Source organism: Flintibacter porci (assembly GCF_041925195.1).
Lineage (GTDB): Bacteria > Bacillota > Clostridia > Oscillospirales > Oscillospiraceae > Lawsonibacter > Lawsonibacter porci.
In genome coordinates this window covers 250,733-270,456 of the sequence record NZ_JBHEVB010000002.1, presented here as the reverse complement: position 1 = coordinate 270,456, position 19,724 = coordinate 250,733, and the positions used below count along the sequence as shown (strand labels likewise).

At 60.7% G+C, this 19,724-nt stretch carries 21 protein-coding genes and 1 other annotated feature; of the genes, 3 read left to right on the top strand and 18 right to left on the bottom strand.

All coding sequences use genetic code 11. The features are described from left to right. Positions 1-12: 12 nt before the first annotated feature. Positions 13-258 carry a hypothetical protein gene (locus ACEVJL_RS03200; protein WP_325207514.1) on the top strand — a complete coding sequence of 82 codons (246 nt, stop codon included), beginning with the start codon at positions 13-15 and terminating at the stop codon, positions 256-258. A 49-nt stretch (positions 259-307) separates the two neighbouring features. Here ACEVJL_RS03200 and ACEVJL_RS03195 read toward each other — a convergent pair whose 3' ends face one another. From ACEVJL_RS03195 to ACEVJL_RS03125, 15 genes are all read right to left on the bottom strand, one after another. Beyond that, entirely contained in the window at positions 308-1,171 is an 864-nt protein-coding gene (locus ACEVJL_RS03195) for a glycerophosphodiester phosphodiesterase family protein (protein WP_374736833.1), read from the bottom strand. Between the two features lie 112 nt (positions 1,172-1,283). Continuing rightward, positions 1,284-2,306 (bottom strand): aldo/keto reductase, encoded by a 1,023-nt coding sequence (locus ACEVJL_RS03190; protein ID WP_235396897.1) that lies wholly within the window; start codon positions 2,304-2,306, stop codon positions 1,284-1,286. 178 nt (positions 2,307-2,484) lie between these two features. Continuing rightward, a complete protein-coding gene (locus ACEVJL_RS03185) occupies positions 2,485-5,115 on the bottom strand; it encodes a valine--tRNA ligase (protein ID WP_374736832.1) in 2,631 nt (876 codons plus the stop codon). A gap of 88 nt (positions 5,116-5,203) precedes the next feature. Next, positions 5,204-5,414: a binding site (T-box leader), on the bottom strand. Between the two features lie 50 nt (positions 5,415-5,464). Next, entirely contained in the window at positions 5,465-6,844 is a 1,380-nt protein-coding gene (locus ACEVJL_RS03180; protein ID WP_374736830.1) for an alanine/glycine:cation symporter family protein, read from the bottom strand. Positions 6,845-7,006: 162 nt separating this feature from the next. Further along, a complete protein-coding gene (locus tag ACEVJL_RS03175) occupies positions 7,007-7,582 on the bottom strand; it encodes an ATP-binding cassette domain-containing protein (protein ID WP_374736829.1) in 576 nt (191 codons plus the stop codon). After that, positions 7,569-8,336 (bottom strand): ABC transporter permease, encoded by a 768-nt coding sequence (locus ACEVJL_RS03170; protein WP_008981105.1) that lies wholly within the window; start codon positions 8,334-8,336, stop codon positions 7,569-7,571. Before ACEVJL_RS03170 ends, ACEVJL_RS03175 begins: the two co-directional genes overlap by 14 nt. Then, complete coding sequence (locus tag ACEVJL_RS03165; RefSeq protein ID WP_374736828.1) at positions 8,323-9,360, bottom strand: ABC transporter substrate-binding protein; 1,038 nt, start codon at positions 9,358-9,360, stop codon at positions 8,323-8,325. The genes ACEVJL_RS03170 and ACEVJL_RS03165 overlap by 14 nt, the downstream gene beginning before the upstream one ends. 31 nt (positions 9,361-9,391) lie before the next feature. Then, complete coding sequence (locus tag ACEVJL_RS03160; RefSeq protein ID WP_302667353.1) at positions 9,392-10,048, bottom strand: Crp/Fnr family transcriptional regulator; 657 nt, start codon at positions 10,046-10,048, stop codon at positions 9,392-9,394. A gap of 116 nt (positions 10,049-10,164) precedes the next feature. Next, entirely contained in the window at positions 10,165-10,797 is a 633-nt protein-coding gene (locus ACEVJL_RS03155) for a DUF1847 domain-containing protein (protein ID WP_008981102.1), read from the bottom strand. Positions 10,798-10,800: 3 nt separating this feature from the next. Continuing rightward, entirely contained in the window at positions 10,801-11,370 is a 570-nt protein-coding gene (locus ACEVJL_RS03150; RefSeq protein WP_374736827.1) for a Fe-S-containing hydro-lyase, read from the bottom strand. A 14-nt stretch (positions 11,371-11,384) separates the two neighbouring features. Continuing rightward, on the bottom strand, positions 11,385-12,224 hold the full coding sequence (locus ACEVJL_RS03145; protein ID WP_235396883.1) for a fumarate hydratase: 840 nt from the start codon (positions 12,222-12,224) through the stop codon (positions 11,385-11,387). 268 nt (positions 12,225-12,492) lie between these two features. Further along, positions 12,493-13,254, bottom strand: coding sequence for a hypothetical protein (locus ACEVJL_RS03140; protein WP_374736826.1), 762 nt, complete (start codon positions 13,252-13,254; stop codon positions 12,493-12,495). 22 nt (positions 13,255-13,276) lie between these two features. Next, entirely contained in the window at positions 13,277-13,498 is a 222-nt protein-coding gene (locus ACEVJL_RS03135) for a helix-turn-helix domain-containing protein (RefSeq protein WP_374736825.1), read from the bottom strand. A gap of 34 nt (positions 13,499-13,532) precedes the next feature. Further along, positions 13,533-14,639, bottom strand: coding sequence for a hypothetical protein (locus tag ACEVJL_RS03130; RefSeq protein WP_374736824.1), 1,107 nt, complete (start codon positions 14,637-14,639; stop codon positions 13,533-13,535). A 29-nt stretch (positions 14,640-14,668) separates the two neighbouring features. Next, entirely contained in the window at positions 14,669-14,833 is a 165-nt protein-coding gene (locus ACEVJL_RS03125) for a DUF6906 family protein (protein ID WP_374736823.1), read from the bottom strand. 243 nt (positions 14,834-15,076) lie between these two features. Between ACEVJL_RS03125 and ACEVJL_RS03120 the strand changes: the two genes are divergently transcribed. Both ACEVJL_RS03120 and ACEVJL_RS03115 read left to right on the top strand, forming a co-directional pair. After that, entirely contained in the window at positions 15,077-15,349 is a 273-nt protein-coding gene (locus ACEVJL_RS03120) for a hypothetical protein (RefSeq protein WP_156113797.1), read from the top strand. 194 nt (positions 15,350-15,543) lie between these two features. Then, complete coding sequence (locus tag ACEVJL_RS03115; RefSeq protein ID WP_374736822.1) at positions 15,544-15,999, top strand: helix-turn-helix domain-containing protein; 456 nt, start codon at positions 15,544-15,546, stop codon at positions 15,997-15,999. Between the two features lie 749 nt (positions 16,000-16,748). On the opposite strand, the gene ACEVJL_RS03110 is transcribed toward ACEVJL_RS03115, so the two are convergent. The 3 genes from ACEVJL_RS03110 to ACEVJL_RS03100 form a co-directional block, all read right to left on the bottom strand. After that, the gene (locus ACEVJL_RS03110; RefSeq protein WP_374736821.1) at positions 16,749-18,329 is read right to left on the bottom strand and encodes a hypothetical protein; all 1,581 of its coding nucleotides are present in this window, start codon (positions 18,327-18,329) and stop codon (positions 16,749-16,751) included. Beyond that, positions 18,326-18,865, bottom strand: a complete 540-nt coding sequence (locus ACEVJL_RS03105) for an RNA polymerase sigma factor (protein ID WP_235396879.1) — start codon at positions 18,863-18,865, stop codon at positions 18,326-18,328. Before ACEVJL_RS03105 ends, ACEVJL_RS03110 begins: the two co-directional genes overlap by 4 nt. Positions 18,866-18,971: 106 nt before the next feature. Further along, positions 18,972-19,715: a DUF554 domain-containing protein gene (locus ACEVJL_RS03100; protein WP_302667349.1), complete on the bottom strand. Its 744-nt coding sequence runs from the start codon at positions 19,713-19,715 to the stop codon at positions 18,972-18,974. Positions 19,716-19,724: the final 9 nt, after the last annotated feature.

The following is a 19,724-nucleotide window of genomic DNA, read 5'->3' as shown; positions in this document are numbered from 1 at the left end:
GGAGGCAACATTTTGAGCGAGATATTCATTCCCACCATGTTATTTTGGGAAAACGGAAATACCTGGTATGGAAGCCTGGGAAATACCCGGTTTTATGCCGCTCCTCAGGAGGAGCAGATCCATGTGCAGCAGTGGCGGGGACCGCTGACCAAAGAGCTGAGCGAGATCGAGGCGGAGGCCGACTTTCCTCTCAGCGAGGAGGGCCTGGCTGAGATGACTGCCTGGCTGGAGGCGCGCAGCGCCGAGATCAATACATAAGTAAAAAATGAGCCGCTGGAGAAACCTCCAGCGGCTCATTTTTTCAGGCTTATGCGGTTTTTTGTGCCCAAACCGGGGCGTGCAGCGGGGGCTGGAAGCCCTCGAAAATCACCGAGAATCCCTCGCGCTCCAGCTGTTCCATCTCCCGGGGGCTGCGCACCGTCCAACCGAACATTTTCAGCCGGTGGAGCTTACGGCAAAGCCACACGGAAGGTACCCAGCGGTGCTCCTGACGGAAGGAGATAAAATCGGGTCGGGTGAGGAAGTTGGAGAGTAGATTGGTCATGGCAAAGGCCTGCCAGGCCTTCAACTCGCCCCGGCAGCGCCAGAAGTTTTCGGACAACTGGCCCCGGCAGATGTCGGGGCGGTGACGGGCAAGCCACAGCAGTACGCCGGGGTGGAAAGATTCGATGCAGTAGTTGACCCGATACTGATCCAAGGTGCGTACCGCAGTCTCCACCAACTTTTTCACGTCAAAGTAGTCGGCTTTCAATTCCACCAGCAGGGGAGGACCGTCCTGAAAGACCTCCAAGACCTCCTCCAGCAGAGGAATCTTCTCCTGGGTCCCTTCCAGACGGTAACTCTTAAGCTGTGGTACTGTCAACTGCTCAACAATGACATCCGCACCGGCGGTGCGAAGAAGGCTTTTGTCGTGGATCACGGCCAGACGGCCATCCTTGGTAAGGTGGACGTCCAGCTCGATGCCGCACTGAAAGGCACGGGCCCGGCGAAAGGCCGCCATGGAGTTTTCAGGCACGCCCTGGGCAGGATCATGCAGCCCTCTGTGGGCATAGCGGAACCGGCGCAGTACTTCCCACTTAGGATGGTTATGGCGGCCACGGGTGGCAAAGATCCAAAAGACGACCAGCGCGATGGGGGTACAAAGGGCCGCAATGCCGGCAAAAAAACCCATTGGAATCTCCTCCTCTCCAAGGTGGGTCCTCCCAGATCTCTCTCATTTTATTCTATCATTCCCCGAAACGGGTGTAAAGTGACAATCCGGTATCCAAAAGAGAATAGAAAAATCAGCCCTTGCTGGCCTCCAGGACCTTCCAATAGTCCTCATAGTTTTCTTTGAGCAGGCGGGGAGTATCCAGGCCGTAGGGGCACTTGGAACTGCATTTGTTGCAGTGCAGGCAGGTCTCGATCTTCTTCATCTTCTCCTGCCACTCCTCGGTGAGCCAGCCGGCGGCGGGAGCGCGGCGCAGCATGAGGGACATGCGGGCGCAGTTGTTGATCTCAATCCCCATGGGGCAGGGCATACAGTAGCCGCAGCCCCGGCAGAAGTCGCCGGAGAGCTCCTTGCGGTCGTGGTCAATGACCGCCTGTCGCTCGGCTGTCATGGCGGGAATCTCCTGAATGCAGGAGAGGAACTCATCCAGTTCCCACTGGTGCTGCACGCCCCAGATGGGCAGAACGGTGGGCTGCTGCTCCATAAAGGCAGCGGCTACCATGCCGTCCCGGATGAGGCCGCCCGCCAGGCCCTTCATGGCGATAAAGCCCATATCGGCCGTCTTACACTTGTCCACCAGCTCCTGTTCCTGAGGTCCGGCCAGGTAGCTGTAGGGGAACTGGAGGGTCTCATAGAGGCCGGAGTCGATGGCCTCGTGGGCCACAGAGAGGCGGTGGTTGGTGATGGCGATGTGGCGGATCTTGCCCTGCTTTTTGGCCTCCAGAGCGGCGTCATACAGGCCGTCCTCTCCGCCGGGCTTGGGACAGAAGGCGGGGTTGTGGAACTGATAGACGTCGATGTAGTCAGTCTGGAGCATGCGCAGGCTCTCCTCCAGATCTTTCCACATGCCTTCGGCGGTGGTGGCACCGGTTTTGGTGGCGATGTAGACCTTGTCCCGCATGCCGGCAAAGGCAGCGCCTACCTTCTCCTCGCTGTCGGAGTAGGCCCGAGCGGTGTCAAAGTAGTTCATTCCTCCGTCATAGGCACGATGAAGCAGAGAAACGGCATCCTCTTTGGAAATGCGCTGAATGGGCAGGCAGCCAAAGGCCTGCTTCTGCGCTTTGATTCCGGTTTTTCCCAGTGTAACAAATCCCATGGTAAGTCCTCCTCATAGGTGCTTTCTTATCTTTATTAAAAAACCTTTGCCTGGCCCTGTCAAGAGCAGGAAGGAGAAATGAAGGTAAAAAGAGGGGAGACGCAAATGCGTCTCCCCAGAGGCGAAACGAAGTTTCGCAGGAAGTTCTTTTGCTTACTTTTCTTTCAAGAAAAGTAAGTTACATGGACTGAAGCTGCTCCTGGAGCTTGGCCACCAGCTCGGTGAGCTTGACGGCGCGCTCCTTCTCAGCCTCTACGACATGAGCGGGAGCCTTGTTGACAAAGCCGGGGTTGTTGAGCTTGGTGTTCAGCTTCTCCAGCTCGGCGCTGTTCTTCTTCAGCTCCTTCTCCATGCGGGCCTTTTCCTTCTCCATATCCACCAGCTCGGCCAGAGGCATGGACAGCTGAGCCACGTGGGTGACCACGGTGACGGTGCCGGCGGCCTCGGGAGCCACGCCGCTGTCCACAATGGACACCTCGCTGGCATAGGCCAGCTTCTTGAGGAAGGGGATACCCAGCTCAAAGACGGCCTTCTCGCTGGTGGCCACGGTGAGGTGGGCCTTCTTGGAGGGGGGCACGTTCATCTCGCTGCGGCGGGTACGCACGGCACGGATGGCGTCCATGATGAGCTCCATGGCCTTCTCTTCCTCGGGAAAGTTGCGGCTGTCGCTGACCTGAGGCCACTGGGACAGCATGAGGAAGTCGCCCTCGTGGGGCAGAGCCTGCCAGATCTCCTCGGTGATGAAAGGCATGAAGGGGTGCAGCAGCTTGAGCATGTCGGTGAGGACATAGCACAGCACCTGCTGAGCACGGACCTTGCTGTCCTCGTCGTCGCCCTGGAGGCGGGTCTTGGTCAGCTCGATATACCAGTCGCAGTAGTCGTCCCAGATGAAGTCGTAGATCTTCTGCGCGGCCACGCCCAGCTCGTACTTGTCCATGTTCTCGGTGATCTCGCCGATGGCACGGTTGAGCTTGGACAGGATCCACTTGTCCTCCAGCTCCAGCTTCTCGGGCAGCTCACACTTGTCGATGGTCAGGTTCATCATCAGGAAGCGGCTGGCGTTCCAGATCTTGTTGGCGAAGTTGCGCATGGCCTCGCACCGCTCGGTGTAGAAGCGCATGTCGTTGCCGGGGCTGTTGCCGGTGACCAGGTTGAAGCGCAGGGCGTCGGCGCCGTACTTCTCGGCGATCTCCAGGGGATCGATGCCGTTGCCCAGGCTCTTGGACATCTTGCGGCCCTTGTCGTCGCGAACCAGGCCGTGGATGAACACGGTGTGGAAGGGAGGCTGCTTGGTCTGCTCGCAGGCGGAGAAGATCATGCGGGCCACCCAGAAGAAGATAATGTCGTAGCCGGTAACCAGCACGTCGGTGGGGTAGAAGTACTTCAGGTCCTCGGTCTCCTCGGGCCAGCCCAGAGTGGAGAAGGGCCACAGGGCGGAAGAGAACCAGGTATCCAGTACGTCGGGGTCCCGGTGGATGTTCTTGGAGTGACACTTCTCACACTCGCAGGCATCCTCACGGCTGACGGTCATGTGACCGCAGTCGTCGCAGTACCACACAGGAATCTGATGGCCCCACCACAGCTGACGGGAGATACACCAGTCGTGGACGTTCTCCATCCAGTTGAGGTAGGTCTTGGAGAAGCGGTCGGGGACAAACTTGGTCTCGCCCTCTTCCACCACGCGGATGGCCTCCTTGGCCAGGGGCGCCATCTTGACGAACCACTGGGCGGAGATGATGGGCTCCACATCGCTGTGGCAGCGGTAGCAGGTGCCCACGTTGTGCTGGTGGGGCTCAACCTTCACCAGATAGCCCTGCTCCTCCAGGTCGGCCACGATGGCCTTGCGGGCCTCGTAGCGGTCCATGCCGGAGTACTTGCCGTAGCCCTCGACCACCTTGCCGTTGTCGTCCAGCACGCGGATGGTCTCCAGGTTCTGGCGCAGACCGACCTCAAAGTCGTTGGGGTCGTGGGCGGGGGTCATCTTTACGCAGCCGGTACCGAACTCCATGTCCACGTACTCGTCAGCCACGATGGGCATCTCACGGCCCACCAGGGGCAGGATGCACTTCTTGCCCACGATGTCCTTATAGCGCTCGTCGTCGGGGTGGACGGCCACGCCGGTATCGCCCAGCATGGTCTCAGGACGGGTGGTGGCCACGATGACATAGCGGCCCTCCTCGCCCTGGATGGGGTAGCGGATGTGCCAGAAGTAGCCGGGCTTGTCCTGATACTCGACCTCGGCGTCGCTCAGAGCAGTGACGCAGTGGGGGCACCAGTTGATGATGCGGCTGCCCTTGTAGATGAGGCCCTTCTCATACAGGCTGCAGAAGACCTCACGCACCGCCTTGGAGCAGCCCTCGTCCATGGTGAACCGGGCGCGGTCCCAGTCGCAGGATACGCCCATCTTCTTCTGCTGCTTGACGATGCAGTCGCCGTACTTGTGCTTCCAGTCCCAGACACGCTCCAGGAACTTCTCGCGGCCCAGGTCGTAGCGGGTCAGACCCTCCTTGGTGCGCAGCTCCTCTTCCACCTTGATCTGGGTGGCGATGCCGGCGTGGTCCATGCCGGGCACCCACAGGGCGGCGTAGCCCTCCATGCGCTTAAAGCGGATGAGGATATCCTGCAGGGCGCAGTCCATGGCGTGGCCCATGTGCAGCTGGCCGGTGACGTTGGGGGGAGGCATGACGATAGTAAAGGGCTTGCGCTCCGGGTCACGGTGACCCTTGAAGCAGCCGTTTTTCTCCCAGGTCTCATAGACCCGGGACTCGACTTCCTGGGGCTCATAAACCTTTGGCAGTTCTTTTTTCATGGGTGTTGTAACACTCCTCTGTTGTGTGCTCCGGCAGGGCCGGGCGGGGTTCGGCTCCGGGCAAAAAAATCGCCCTGAGCCTTGAAAGGCTCAGGGCGAACGAAACGTCCGTGGTACCACCTGAGTTCGGACCGGAGGTCCGCGCTCTGACCCGGTAACGGCGGGAGCCGCCGTCCCTTACTGCGACTTGGGGGACGGAGCTTGGAAGCCACCTTCACCTGCTTTGGGGGGAGACTCGCACCGACCGTCTCCTCGCTGTGCCGCCTGGGCAGGCTACTCCTCTTCCGCAATGCTTTTACAAAATAACATTATAAAGAGGCGGTTTCCAAATGTCAATGGGGAACTTCACTCACTTCTTGTCAAAATACTCCCGGGTCAGGCGAATGACCGTGCCGGACAGGAGCAGCAGGCCCACCAGGTTGGGGATGGCCATCATACCGTTGAGGGTGTCGGAGATGTTCCACATGAGGGTGCCGGAGCCCACAGAGCCCACCACGCACATAAGGACAAAAGCGATTTTGAAGATGACGTTGACCACCTTGTTGTTGTTGCTCAGGTAACCCCAGCAGCGATCGCCGTAGTAGCTCCAGCCAAGAATGGTGGACAGGGCGAAGAACAAGAGGCTAATTTGCAGGACTGTGCCGCCGATGGTGCCGGGGAGAATGGCGTTGAAGGCCGCCGCTGCCGCCGCGCCGTTGGAGGCGAAGGAGCTGAGGTCATACTCCAGAACGCCGGAGAGGAGGATGGCCATGGAGGTAAGGGTACAAATCACGATGGTGTCCACAAATACCTCGAATACGCCCCACATGCCCTGCTCTACCGGCTCCTGGGTGTCGGAGGCGGCGTGGGCCATGGGAGCGGAACCAAGGCCGGCCTCGTTGGAGAACACGCCCCGGGCCACGCCCTGCTGCATGGAGATCATAATCGTGTAGCCGGCCACACCGCCGCCGATCTCACGGGGCTCCAGGCTGAAGGCCTGAGTGAAGATAGAGGCCAGAGCGGCGGGCACGTCGGTGATGCGCAGGACGATAATGGCCAGACCGGCCACGATGTAGAACATGGCCATAAAGGGCACCAGATAGGAGGCAACCTGGCCGATGCGCTTGACCCCGCCGATGACGACGATGGCGGTGAGGATGGCCAGGATGATGCCGGTATACAGGGGATCCAATCCAGTGAGGGACTGCACTGCGCCGGCGATCTCGGTGGACTGGGCAATGTTGCCGATGCCGAAGCAGGCGATACCGCCCAGCAGGGCGAAGAGGATGGCCAGCCACTTCTGGCCTGCGCCCTTCTCAATGTAGTACATGGGGCCGCCGTAGTGGGCGCCCTTCTCGTCTACCTGACGGTATTTCACGGACAGCACGATCTCAGCGTACTTGGTCATCATGCCAAAGAAGGCGGAAACCCACATCCAGAACACCGCGCCGGGACCGCCGACAAAGATAGCGCCGGTGACGCCGGCAATGTTGCCGGTACCCACCGTGCCGGCCAGAGCGGTAGATACCGCCTGGAAGGGGGTGAGGTTATGCTGGCTGCCGCTCTTTTTCTTATCCTTGGAAAACAGGGTGCCAATGGTGTTGCGCAGGATGAACCCAAAGCGCCGGGCCTGCAGCCCCCGGGTGCGGAAGGTGAGGTAGATGCCGGTGCCAACCAATAAAACCAGCATGATAGGACCCCAGACCACGCCGTTTACCGCACTGTTGATGGCTTCGATTTGTGCAAGCATTGTGATCCCTCGCTCTCGTGTTTCAGCGGAACACACACATCCGCTGTGCCCGTGTAAAGGGCTAAAGATACTCCACATTATAGCGGTTTTTGAGGAGAGATGCAAGCAAGAGATCTTTAAAATGCAAAAAAGGACGAAAAATGGGAAAAATAGGAGAAAACTCTACAAAATATGCAAAGGATGTCCGTCCAGCTGCACCACCTGGTCGGCCAGGGAAAGTACCTGAGTCTCGTGGCTGGACAGCAGAACCGGTGTGCCCAGCTCCCGCAGAAAGGTCATCAGCCGCTTTGTGCGTTCCGGATCGATGCCGGTAAAGGGCTCGTCCAACAGGTAGAGTTTTCCACCCAGAGCCAGACAGCGCACCAGAGCCAGCCGGCGGCGCATTCCGCCGGAGAGAGCAGCGGGGCGGCGGTGTTCCTCCCCCTCCAGCTCCGCCAGGGCAATCCAGCGGGGGACCTCATCCCAGCGGCTGCGGGGCAGTATGTCGGTGAGGTGCTGCTCCACCGTGCGCCAGGGGAAAAGCCGGTCCTCCTGAAAGAGAAAGGCGGTCTCGGCGGGGGTGATTCCCTCCACCTGGCCGCTCTGGGGATGTTCCAGTCCGGCAATGACCCGCAGGAGGGTGGTCTTTCCACAGCCAGAGGGGCCGGAAAGGGCCGTCACTCCCTGGGGAATTTTTAGGGAGAAGCGGTCCAGCACCTGCTTTTCCCCAAAAGAGAGGGTCAAATCAGTGACCTGCATGGGACGCACCTCCTTTCCAGCGCCGCACAGCGGCAGCCAGGAGCCACTCCATGGTCAGGCTCAGGGCCACCACCACCGCCGTCCAGGCGAAGAGCGTGGGGATCTCCAGATAGAATTTGGCGTTGTAGACCTCGGTGCCGATGGCTTGGCGAGGGGTACACAGCACCTCGGCAGCCACCCCGGACTTCCAGGCAAGGCCCATGCCTGTGGTAACGGCGGAGAGAAAATAGGGCTGGATGGAGGGGAGGTAGATGAGCTTGACCTTCTTCCAGCGAGAGAAGCGGTAGGCTCTCCCCAGCTCCAATAGCTGCCGGTCTGCTTGGCCAATGCCCTGCTTCACGTTACTCCACACTACCGGCAGCACCATCAGGGTGACGATGACCATGGGGACCGTAGAGCGGTACACCGCCAGCATGACCAAGAGGATGAAGGATACCACCGGGACGGCCCGGATCATGCGGATCACAGGGGAGAAGAGAAGGTCGGCCCAAGAGCAGGCACAAGTGAGGGCGGCCAGCAGAGCGCCCAGCAGAGTGCCCAGCACCATGCCGGCCAGGATGCGGCCCAGAGACAGGGCAATGGTACACCAAAATTCGCCGGTGACGCAAAGAGCAGCCAGAGTCTGGACTACGGTCCAAGGGGTGGGAAGGAAGATGCCCAGCTTCTGCTTCTGGGCAAAAAAGGCCGCCAACTGCCAAACCCCCAGCCAAAAGGCCGGGGGCAGCAGATAAGTCAGAAATTTACGCCACGCCATAGTAGAAGCTGTCGTAGGGCATTCCGCCGCCGATGGAGGCGGGATTGGCCTGGAACAGAACGGAGAAGTAGCCCTCCACCAGGTCCTTCATCTCCTGACCGGAGGCAAAGGTGAGGTTGCACTGGGGAATGGCCGCAGCGGCGATGGCAGCGGAGGGAGTGATCTTATACTGGGCCACCAGTTCACTGGCAGTATCCACATTGGCCTCGTCCTTCATGTAGTTGATGGAGGCCTCATACTCGGTGAGGAAGTCGGCCACAGCCTGAGGATTCTCCTCGATAAACTCGGTGCGGGCCACCACGCAGCCCATGGCCAGGGAACCGTTGCCCAGCTCGTCCCAGGCGTCGGACAGGGAGATGGCCTGCTTGATCGCGGAGTCCTTGGCCATCAGAGCGGTGGCAGCGGGAACGGGGAGCATACACACGGCGCTGTCGGAGGAGATCATTTTGGCGGAAACCTCTTCGGCGGTGAGCCACTCAATGGTCACGTCCGTGGCGGGGTCCACGCCGTTCTGGGTGAGCAGATAGTTGAGAATGTACTCAGGATTGGCGCCCTTACCGGTGGCGTAGATGGTCTTGCCGGACAGGTCGGCCAGGGAGGTGACGCCTACATTCTTGTCCAGGATATACAGCACACCCAGGGTGTTCACCGCCAGCATCTGGATGGAGCCGTCGCTTTGTGCGGCAAGATTGGCGGCCACATTGGTGGCGATGGCGGCGATGTCCACCTCGCCGGAGGTGAGAGCGGTCTGGATCTGGCCATTCTCGGTGACCACCTCGGCATTGTAGTCGTTGAGGGTGGTACCCGCGTCGTTGTCAGAGAGCAGCTTGGCCGCACCCACACCGGTGGGGCCGGAGAGGACCATGAAGTCTACCTGGGTGCGGTCCTCGGTGTTCTGACTGGTGGACTGGGAGGTGCTGTCCGAACCGGAAGCGGAGCCGTTGCCGGTATTTTTAGGACCGCAGCCTGCCAGAAGGGACAGGGTGAGTGCAGCGCACAGGAGCAGAGAGAGTTTGCGTTTCATAATATCTTCCTTTCGTTTTGAAACTACAAGGTTACAGGACGGACTGGAGGGCGGGGAGGCTGGGAACTTCAATGGTCTTCCCTGAGCGGCGGATGAGATCCGCCTGTTCCAGTGCGTCAAAGGCCCGGTAGAGGGAAGCGCGGCTGAGTCCCAGCTGCCGGGCAAGATCGGTGGCAGAGATGTTGACCGGACCGTCCACGGCATTGGCCAGCAGATAGCGGGCCAGCTTGCCTTCCGATCCCGACTGGGTCACCGACTGGAGCCGCCCGGAGAGAAACCGGATGCGGCCGGAGAGATAGCGCAGGTAGTTGCGGCGCAGCAGAGGTTCTTCCCCCAGCAGACGGTCCACCGTGGCCTGGGGAAAGAAGATGGCCCGGCAGGGGGTGTGAGCAGTGAGAGTAGTGGCGTAGTCGGGGGCGTCGTTATAGAGAGCGGCGGCTCCGAAGAGTTCTCCAGCCTCCAGGGTGCTGACTGACAGCGCACCATTGGTCACCCTGACCTGCCCGGAGAGCAGTACCCCCAGACAGCGGAGAAAACGGTGTGGCTGGTAGAGTACCTCACCAGCGGAAAAATCCTGGACCCAGGCATCTTCCGACCCGGCAACGCGCAGCACCAGTGCCTCATCCCCGCCCAGAAGCAGGGGGCAGCGGCTCAGCAGGGAACGCTCGGCCGCGGTAAGCTCCGTCACAGGGGACACCTCCAAACTGTCTTATTTGAGACAGAATGATCATACCACGGTGGAGTGCCCCGGTCAAGAAGAAAAAAGACCGGAGCGACTGCTCCGGTCTTAAAAAATGAAAAGAATTAAGGGTTGTTGAGATCCAGCCGGGATTTGAAATATCCGTCGGCGCAGTAGATGGCGGCGGCGGGGTTATTGCCTGTGGCCCGGTCCTTGGCCACCAGGGTGGTGACCAGGGCTTTGGAGTATTTATAAAAGAGGGAGTCGTGGCCTACACACAGGCCCAGGCAGATGTTGAACTGGGTGCCCTCCTTGTTGAGCAGCTCCGCCTGGGCGATGGGGTTGCACATCACCTCATAGGTGCCCGGGCGTACCCGGTACTCAGCCGGTACTCCGGCACGGTCCTTGGGGATGGAGCCGGTCTTGCAGATCACCGAGGAGACCTCGAAGCCGTTCTGTCTTAAGATGCGGTCCACAATGGCGGCCTCCTTATGAAGTCCCGCGCAGAAGGCCAGGCCCAGCTTGGTGTAGCCCATCCGCTTGGCAAACTCCACCGTCTCCCGCAGACGGGGCCAGCGGCAGTAGCCCGCCGCTTCGATGACGGCGCTGGTGACAAAGAAATCGTGGTTCTCCGGCTTAAAGTATTCCTCTAAAAGCTGCTCAAAAAAGGCCGGATCCTGCATAGGACAGTTCTTGGGCATCTTGTCCAGCTGTCCGGAGCGGCAGGCCTCGATGGCACATTGGGCGCAGGTGAACATCCTTTACCCCTCCTTTTTCTCAAGAGAAGCCAGATAGGCAGCCGGGCCGCTCTCGTACAGGTCGCCGCCCTGGGAATCCAGAATTACCGTAAGGGGGAAGTCCTTTACCTCCAAACGGCGGACGGCCTCACAGCCCAGATCCTCCCAGCAGATGACCTCCAGTTCTTTGACGCTCCCCGCCATGAGTGCGCCCGCGCCGCCCAGGGCAGCCAGGTACACCGCACCGTTGCGCACCACTGCGTCTTTGACCGCCTGGTTGCGCTTGCCCTTGCCGATCATAATGGACTGGCCCAGGTCCAGCAGGCGGGGGGAGTAGGCGTCCATCCGTCCGCTGGTGGTGGGACCGGCGGAGCCGATGACCTGCCCGGGCTTCTCAGGAGTAGGACCTACGTAATAGATGGCACTGCCCTCCAGAGGGAAGGGCAGGGGCTCCCCGGCGTCCAGCCGCTCCATGAGCCGCTTGTGAGCGGCGTCCCGGGCGGTGTACACCACCCCAGAGAGCAGAACCGTATCTCCGGCCCGCAGGGGAGCCAGATCCTCCCGGGTGACGGGAGTGGTCAGTTTATATTGCATGACATGGACCTCCTTTACAGCTCTTCCGTGGCCCGGCGGGTCACATGGCAGCTCACATTGACGGCCACCGGCAGTCCGGCCACATGGGTGGGCGCGGTCTCAATGGACAGCCCCAGGCAGGTGGTCTGCCCGCCGAAGCCCTGAGGACCGACGCCCAGAGCGTTGACGGCCTCCAGCAGCTCGTTCTCCAGCTGGGCATAGTAGGGGTCGGGATTGGGCTGGTCGATGGGACGCAGCAGGGCGTGCTTGGCCAAATAGGCCACCTTGTCAAAGCTGCCGCCGATGCCGATGCCCAGCACGATGGGGGGGCAGGGGTTGGAGCCGGCCAGACGTACGGTCTCGATGACAAAGTTCTTTACGCCCTCCACGCCGTCGGCGGGCTTGAGCATCCCGAGACGGCTCATATTCTCGCTGCCGAAGCCCTTGGGAGCCACAGTGAGAGTACACCGGTCTCCAGGGACCAGGCGCACGGTGATGGCGGCGGGGGTGTTGTCCTCGGTGTTTACCCGGCGCAGGGGATCGCCCACAATGGACTTGCGGAGATACCCTTCGCCGTAGCCCTGGCGCACGCCCTCGTGAATGGCGGCCTCAAAGTCGCCCTCAATGTGCACATCCTGGCCCAGTTCCACAAATACGCAGGCCATGCCGGTGTCCTGGCAGACGGGCATGTGGGTCTCCTCGGCCAGCTTCATGTTGTCCCACAGCAGGCCCAGGGTCTCCTTAGCCAGGGGCCAGGGCTCCGCCTTGCGCTGCCGGTCCAGAGCGGCGACGATATCGGCGGGCAGGTAGGTGTTGGCCTGGATGCACAGGCGAGCCACCGCTTCCGTGATGGCGGCGGCTTGGATGGTACGCATACACATTCCCTCTTTCTTCGCGTTTTCTCCATTGTATCAAAACTGTGACTGCTTTTCCAGCTGTAGCGCGACAAGTTTTTTGAGAAATTAGGACAGCATACTTGAGAAAAAACGGGCCAATCTTAGAAGCATTTCCGAGCCTGCTCGCTTGCGTCAACCGCCCCCCAGAAGCACGGGAGCGGCACACGCAAGAGGGCGGGCTCAAAGCATACGAGAGGAGCGACGAATAGCCGCCCCTCCCGTGCTTTTTGCCCTCTTGTGGGTTAGGTTAGCGGGCCGACTCTCCGCCCCGGCTGTCCATGAGGTGCTTGATGTACCGGGCGACCGTCTTGATGCTGGGGTAGTTCTCCCAGCCCCGGCCCTCGGCGACCTCCTCGAACTTCTCGTAGAGCATTTCGATCGTGCCCAGGTTGGACGCGAAGCGCCGGTCGAACCATATATTTTGAATGAGCGCCTTTTGCTCGTCCGTGAGGCTCGGGAAGGTGGCGGTCGCCTTCGGCTTCCGACACAAGGACAGCGCCCGGAAATAGTCCCGGCTCTGGCCGTCCTCCTTCTCCATCTTGAGGGCCCAGGCGTTCGCCTTGAGGATGTTGTCGACGTAGCGGTAGAGGGTCGGGAGACTCACTCCCAGGCCCAGCGCGTACCGCTCGGCGTAGGCCGTGCGGTCGGGGCCGTCGTAGTCGATGAAGTCTTGCACCCTCGCCGCCAGCTCGACGGCCTCGTAGAACGCCTTCTTGTGCTGCTCGGTGTAGTGGTTGAGGTCGACGCCCACATACCAGGGCGCGGACTCTGTTCGCTTCTCTATGACGACATCCCTCCCGTCTATCTTCTGTGCCGCCCGCCACGCCTTTCGGCCCTTGGCTGTGAGGGAGTCGACGGAGACGAGCACCTGCTCCTTGCCGCCGTTCTCCTGGGGCTGCATTTTGGTCTTGTACTGCTGGGGGTTTCTCTGAACCCGCTTTTTAATGGTGTCGTAGCTGATACCCTCGAAGGCTGCGGCCTCCTTGAGCCCGATGAATACGTCCGGCACTCCTGTCCCTCCCTTCCTGGTGTTACGCTGCCGTTACCTTCTCGACCTTCCGGGGGTCGAGGTTGAGGGCCGCGATGATCGCCGTGAGGTACTTCTCGCCCGACCGGACGCCGTAGAGAATGTAGCTTAGATACTGCGGCGACGTGCCGATCTCGGCGGCGAGCTGCGTCTTCGTCTTGTCCTGGTCGGTGAGCGCCTTGACGACGAGCTTCCCCAGGGGGCAAAGTTTACCGTTGCTTTTCACCGCTGTCCTCCTTCCTGTGTAGTGGTTCTTGGATTTACTTCCGGTTCCTCCATGCGGTCACGGCCAGCGCTCCCACGGCCAGCAGGGCCAGCAGGAGGCCCGGCGGGCCTACCCAGTCGGCGGCGATCCAGAATCCAGCCGCCGCCAGGAAACCCAGCCCCACCGCCGCCATGGAGGCGAGCAGCGTCGCCAGATAGTCCGCCGCGAAGCGCCGGGCCCGGGCGAGCCGCCGACCGCCCGCGAGGAGCCGTTCGAGCCGGGCCTCTCTCTCAAGCAATTTGAGAATAAGATCCAGCGCCGCGAGGTCGGCTTCCGCCTTCCAGAACGCCGCCTCCTGCCCAGGCCGGGCCCGCATAGGGGCGCGGGGTTCTCCCGCCGCCCGCTTCTGCCGGAGCGCCTCATAGGCCCGGGCCTCTGCGCCGACCCGGTCGGCCTCGACGCTGCTCTCTCGGTCTCGGATACGGTCGACGAGCCCATAGAGCGCCCCGAGGGCTTTCTCCCGAGCCCGGAGATCTCGCCCGTCGGCCTCGTTCGCCAGCCGCTCGAGGGAGCACTTCTCACAAACCGCGTCGAGCTCCTCTTGCGGCATCTCCGGGCGGCGGTGCCGACAAAGCTCGTCGCACACATAGGCGAGGAGCTCCTCCGGCTTCTTGGGGAGCGGCCCCGGGGCCTCCCCGAAGGTGTCCGGGAGGACGTAGCAGTCTTCCCGATCCAGAAGGCCCAGGTCGCGGAGGGCGACCTTGTAGCCGTAAAGCTCATGCGCTGCCGTGCGCTCGTCCACGTCCTTATAGTGGGCGCTCGCGACCTGCCCCCGGAGGACGTTCTCCCATCCGGCGATCATCTGCTGCGCGTCGACTTCTTCCTCCTCGGTGGTCTCGTCGGTCTCCTTGACGATCGTGACCTTGACCTCGGGCTCCTCGGCGTCGAGCTCCGACTCGAGGCCCCGGGCCAGCTCCACGGCCTCCTCCATGCTGCCCGCGTTGTCGTACTCCATCGCGCCCCGGTCGATGTCCAGGATGCCGGTGTAGAGCTCGGCGTCGATGACGCCATACTCGCCGAGGGCCGTGCCCTCATACTCCCGGAGCTCCCGGGCGTTGAACTTGACGACGAGGTAGCCGTTGATCTTCTTCATCTTTCTCATGCTGCTGTTCCTTCCTTTCTGTGTGGGGGTCACTGTCCCAGCGCGGGGACGACCCGGATCGTGTTTGTGTGCTTGTGGAGGAGGATGAGCTCCCCGTTCTGCTTCTGCTTCACGACGAGCCAGTTCTCCGGCGAGAGGCCCGCTCGCCCGAGCCTGATCTTCTGCTTCCTGGTCGGCTTCCTGCCGTTCCTCATGGTCGGCCTCCTTTGCGTTTTGACGTGGCATGTGGTAGAGTAAAAGCGGGCGGCGAGAGCCGCAAACAATGAGAGGGATTTCCATTCGCAAGAAAATGAGCCGCTTCGGGGGCGTGCCACCGATCCCCGAGGCTTTGATTGATGCCGCTTTGCGGTGTTCACGTCCCGAGGCGGAGGTTCGCCAAAACCTCCGGCCCCGGGGGGTTGCGGTAGAGCGAAAGCGGGCGGCGAGGGTCGCCTATTATGAAAAAGAATATCCTCGCCGAGACCCTGGGGAGTCGCACCTCCCTCAAGGGCCTTGTTTCCGAAGTCCTTAGAGCGAATACCTACATCCGGTGGGAGCTCGTCTCCGCCTCTTGCGAGGGGGAGAGCTGCCGCGCCGAGTTCGTCTCCCCTGCTGGGGAGCCGGGCCTTGTCTTCTGCCTTGCCGCCGAAGTCGGGCCTCCTGGGTTCCGTTCTCATATCTCGATCCGCCGTCCCGATGACGTGGACGCCTTGAATAAATTGAGCGTGTAAAGGGGGTGAAGGCCCTCGCCGCTCGCTTTTACTCTACCGCCGCCTCCTTTGGTCTTTCCTTTTGGTGGGTGGTGTGCTATGCTTGATTTGCTTAAATTTTTAATCTACAAAAAGTATAACTCGGAAGTCCGAGTAAGTCAAGGATTTATTCGGCTATCCGAGTAAAAAACTCGATTATCCGAACGGAGGTACTTATGGAAACTATCGGAAAACGGGTTCGCGCTGCGCGTCAAGAACTCGGTCTAACAATGAAGCAACTGCACGAACAAACGGGCCTTTCTACCGGCAATATAAGCGATATTGAGAACGATCGAAACACTCCCTCGGTCTCCTCGCTTGTCGCCCTGGGGAGAGCCCTTCGTCGATCTCTGGATTGGCTGCTCACAGGGGAAGAAGCAAGCGCTCGGAGTAACGAGTCCCCTTTGACGTGTGACGGTGTCCCCCTGTCCCAAATGGAGACCGACCTCCTCGCCATGTTTCGACTCCTCCCTCCGGCGCACCGCGAGGAGGTTTTTGAGCTGGTGCATTTCAAATACAAGAGGGAAGTCGAGGAGAAAGAAGAATCTATTTACTCGACATATTTCGACGGGAGCGAGGACGAAAAAAGCGGCCCCGCTGGGAGCCGTGAGGCCCGCGACGGAACCGCCTAATTTTTTGCCCTGCTATGATTAAAAACTAAATCAAAATGCTGTCACTTTGCCCGAGCATGGATAAACCGCCCAGAACGCCCGGAAACCCCGGTATTTCTGGCAAAGTGACAGGGTGACACGATTTCGCTCAAAATGTCACTTTGAAAAGGGCGGGTTTTGCCGTGCCTGGGCCCGATCGCCGCCGTCGTCGTAACGCCTGGAATAACAGCTCGTAACGCCTCCGCGCCGCCGATCCGAGCCGCCGAACCCCTGTTTTTGACCCCAGCCGTTAATTTTTGCACGGTTTAACGCCCCGTTTGCACGGCTCGCCCGCTTGCCTTCCGGGGCCGTCTCTGCTATACTGTGACCATGGGCCGCGAAGCCCGTCCTCTTTGTCTGCTGCTGTGACTTCCGGGACGGGCCGAGCGGCCCTCTTTTTGCCCTCAAATGCCCTTGTTTCAAGGGTTTCGCCCCGTTACTGGTCAATATGTCCCAGCCGCGCCGCCGCCGTTGTGGGGCCTTCCAGGGCTCCCCAGGGCGTGAAAAAAGGACGCCGACCGCGTCGACGCCCTCGTCTCAAGTTGTCTGATAAAGCCGGGCCGGATCAATGCCCTGTCCCGGGTGAAAATGCCCTGTTTCCCGCACAAATAGCGGGTTTTCTCGCGGTCTCCCGTCCTGTCCCGGTTTATCCCGTGTTTCTCAATTACGTTGTCCCCGTACACCAGCAGAGGGCAAAAAAATCCCGCCGGGAGTTCCGGCGGGATTTTCGATCATTGTGGGAAGGGAGCGGAGTAGTCAAAGGTTCCGTAGGCGGAGCGGATGGGGCCGTAAGCGCCCAAAGAGCCCAAACCTCCCAGGTCGTCGATGGAGCGGAAGGGGTAGTGGAGTAAAGAGGTCTGGCGGCGGAGAAAGAGATGGGTGAAGTCGTAGTAAGGATAGTCGTTTCCTCGCTCTAAGTGTTCGCTGGCATCTGCGGTATAGGCCAGATAGCCGCCTAGCGTGGTAGCCTTTTGGGGGATGGAGAAGGAGAAGTAAGGGGAGTAGTGGAGGTGTCCCAGCCGCTCCAGCTCTTCCTCATACCACCACTGCTGCGCCTCGTTGAGTTCCTCTGCGGTCTGTCCGCCGGCCAGCTGTACCTGGGGATGGGAGAGGTAGGCAGTCTCCCCTTCCTGCCAGAACAGGGCGGCGGTGTAGTCGTCGTGAGCATCGTTGCCCGACACATCCAGGGAGAACTGTTCCTGGAGCCGCAGGGAGGGCAGGGTGTTGTACCGGAAGAAGGAGTACCAACGCACCTGCCCCTGGGGGAGAAAGACCAGCCACACGGAGAAGCGGGCCTGGGCGTCGTCCAACTGGACAAGAAGATCATTTCCTTCGGTCTGGGGGACTATGTTATCGGTGAGATTCAGGTCGCTCCAGGACCCGGTCTCCACGGCGTAGGCGTCCTTGCAGCGGGTAAGCTCTGCCTCGTCCAGAGTGTCGGCCAGTTCCTGGGGCAGGCCCAGCTCTATCAGATGGTCCCGCACCGCAGTCTGTTCCCCGGCCAGGGAGGCGGTGACTTCCCGGGCCTCTCCGGTGGGCAGACGGCTGCTCAGCCATAGGGCGGGGAGGCTGGCCAGCAGCACCAGAAGAAAAACGCCCAGCACGAAGCGCTTGCCCGGCACCCGCACCGGCGCGGGTACGATGTCATAGCCCTGGCCGACCAGGGACTCACTTTGGCGGAAGATACAGACCAGCAAGTAGATCTGGAGCACGATGACGGTAATACCTCGGCCATAGTGGAGAAGGGGGTCGGTAATGGTCTGACCGAAGAAAAGACTGGGTTCTGTGGCAGGCGCCAGGGTGGACCACAGGGCAATGGCCAGAGACAGAAGGTAGGCGACCAGTCCCCGGCCCAGCCAGTCCTTAGGCTTTTCTCCCGTGATCGAGACGAAGCGGCGGCGGATACCGGCACGCAGGGCGAAGAGAATCACCGCGTTGGCAACCACCATCAGGGCTGTCAGGGAGTTGTTGAGGACTGTATTTTGCGTGACTTGTGCCATGATTGGGGTGGCTGTCAGAATGTCATAGGCTATGTGGATAACCAGCAGAAAGGCAGACAGGCCCCAGCACAGAGTAAACCAAGGGTCGCTTTTCCGCAGGGAACGGTAGCCCAGATAGAGGAGGGTGGCTCCCAGCAGGGGCAACAGGTACTGGAGGGAGAAGAATTCAAAGCGAAAGGTGATCAGCACTATGCCCCAGATGATCTTACGGATGGAGGCCTGCCAGGGGGTATAGTCGTGCACCTCCGGAGCAGGGGGAGGGAGTTGGGACATCTCGTCCATCAGCTGGAGGTCAAATTCATCCGGCTTCATGTGGCGTCACCTCCTAACAAGGTTTGCAGGCGTTTGCGGATGCGGTAGAGCTTCCCCTCCACGGCTCGCTCCGTGGTGCCCAGCTCGGCGGCGATGCGGGCGGTGGACTGGAGATAGTAGTACTTGCGGTAGAAGAGGGCGCGGTCCCGGGCGGACAGCTTGTCCAGTGCCTCCTGCAGACGCTGGATCCGCTCCTTTTGAAGCACCTTCTCCTCCGGTCCGGGTGTGGGATCGGGACGGCGGGGGTCCAGCTCTTCCAGAAATCCGCGGCGGTGCTGGGCACGGAGGTGGTCGTAGGCGGTGTTGCGGCACAGGGCAGTGAGCCAGGTGGTGGGGCTGGCCTTCTCCCGGTCATACTGGTGACGGCCCTCCCACAGCTTGGCGCGGACCTGGGCCAGGCAGTCCTCCTGGTCCTGAGGATCGGAGAGCATGCCGCTGATGATGTAGCGCAGCATGCCGTCGTAGTGGGCCAGCAGATGCTCCAGAGCCTCGTGGTCGTCCTGGCCCAGACGCTCCATCCATGCCCATAGGTCCATGTCCTCACCTCCTGGTTGTTGTTTCTATTGGTATATACGCGGATTGACGGGAAATCCCACGAAAAAATTTGCCCCGGCCGATGATCTCAGCTCGGGGCAAAGGAAATTAAAAGGGGAGAAGCGGTCCGGCGGCGGTAAACACCGCACCAAAGACCAGAGCGGGCAGCATATTGGCCACCTTGAACTTGGTGCCGAAGCACAGGTTGACGCCCACACAGAAGATGAGCATGCTGCCCAGGAAGGACAGATTGTCGATAACGGGCTGGCTGAACACGGGGGAGAGGAGCCCGGCGCACAGAGTGACCGTTCCCTGGAGCACTCCCACCGGCAGAGCGGAGAAGATGGCCCCCTTGCCGTAGGTAGAGGCAAAAATCATCACAATGAGAAAGTCCAGAATGGACTTGGTGTACAGGGTGGAGGGGTCGCCGGACAGGCCGTCCTGGATAGAGCCCACAATGGCCATGGCACCGATGCATACCACCAGAGAGGCGGTAACAAAACCCTGGACAAACTGGTTGTCGCCTCCCTTGCGGTCGGCCCGGGCTTTCAGCCACACGCCCAGCCGCTCCATCTTGCCGTCAAAATCACAAAATTCGCCGACCAAAGTACCCAGTGCCAGAGAGAGGATCATAAACAGAGTGTCCCGGGTGCTGACGGTGGACAGTCCCCCGTCGGAAATTACCAGCATCCCGCACAGGGCTCCGCCTGCGCCAATAAACAGGGTGGCCAGCCCCAGGGAGCGGATGACGCTGTCCTGAACAGACTGCTTCAGCCCGCCTTTGGCCAGCAGACCGATGCAGCCGCCCACCACGATGGCCAGCACGTTGGCGATGGTACCCATGCCCACCATAAAAACACC

Bases quoted from the DNA above. Each gene is read 5' to 3' on its own strand.
- ACEVJL_RS03105 (WP_235396879.1), bottom strand. From the start codon at position 18,865: ATGGACCTATGGGCATGGATGGAGCGTCTGGGCCAGGACGACCACGAG.
- ACEVJL_RS03195 (WP_374736833.1), bottom strand. From the start codon at position 1,171: ATGGGTTTTTTTGCCGGCATTGCGGCCCTTTGTACCCCCATCGCGCTG.
- ACEVJL_RS03120 (WP_156113797.1), top strand. From the start codon at position 15,077: ATGAAAAAGAATATCCTCGCCGAGACCCTGGGGAGTCGCACCTCCCTC.
- ACEVJL_RS03115 (WP_374736822.1), top strand. From the start codon at position 15,544: ATGGAAACTATCGGAAAACGGGTTCGCGCTGCGCGTCAAGAACTCGGT.
- ACEVJL_RS03130 (WP_374736824.1), bottom strand. From the start codon at position 14,639: ATGAGAAAGATGAAGAAGATCAACGGCTACCTCGTCGTCAAGTTCAAC.
- ACEVJL_RS03155 (WP_008981102.1), bottom strand. From the start codon at position 10,797: ATGTTCACCTGCGCCCAATGTGCCATCGAGGCCTGCCGCTCCGGACAG.
- ACEVJL_RS03100 (WP_302667349.1), bottom strand. From the start codon at position 19,715: ATGGTGGGCATGGGTACCATCGCCAACGTGCTGGCCATCGTGGTGGGC.
- ACEVJL_RS03170 (WP_008981105.1), bottom strand. From the start codon at position 8,336: ATGGCGTGGCGTAAATTTCTGACTTATCTGCTGCCCCCGGCCTTTTGG.
- ACEVJL_RS03185 (WP_374736832.1), bottom strand. From the start codon at position 5,115: ATGAAAAAAGAACTGCCAAAGGTTTATGAGCCCCAGGAAGTCGAGTCC.
- ACEVJL_RS03150 (WP_374736827.1), bottom strand. From the start codon at position 11,370: ATGCAATATAAACTGACCACTCCCGTCACCCGGGAGGATCTGGCTCCC.
- ACEVJL_RS03145 (WP_235396883.1), bottom strand. From the start codon at position 12,224: ATGCGTACCATCCAAGCCGCCGCCATCACGGAAGCGGTGGCTCGCCTG.
- ACEVJL_RS03190 (WP_235396897.1), bottom strand. From the start codon at position 2,306: ATGGGATTTGTTACACTGGGAAAAACCGGAATCAAAGCGCAGAAGCAG.
- ACEVJL_RS03175 (WP_374736829.1), bottom strand. From the start codon at position 7,582: ATGCAGGTCACTGATTTGACCCTCTCTTTTGGGGAAAAGCAGGTGCTG.
- ACEVJL_RS03125 (WP_374736823.1), bottom strand. From the start codon at position 14,833: ATGAGGAACGGCAGGAAGCCGACCAGGAAGCAGAAGATCAGGCTCGGG.
- ACEVJL_RS03165 (WP_374736828.1), bottom strand. From the start codon at position 9,360: ATGAAACGCAAACTCTCTCTGCTCCTGTGCGCTGCACTCACCCTGTCC.
- ACEVJL_RS03110 (WP_374736821.1), bottom strand. From the start codon at position 18,329: ATGAAGCCGGATGAATTTGACCTCCAGCTGATGGACGAGATGTCCCAA.
- ACEVJL_RS03180 (WP_374736830.1), bottom strand. From the start codon at position 6,844: ATGCTTGCACAAATCGAAGCCATCAACAGTGCGGTAAACGGCGTGGTC.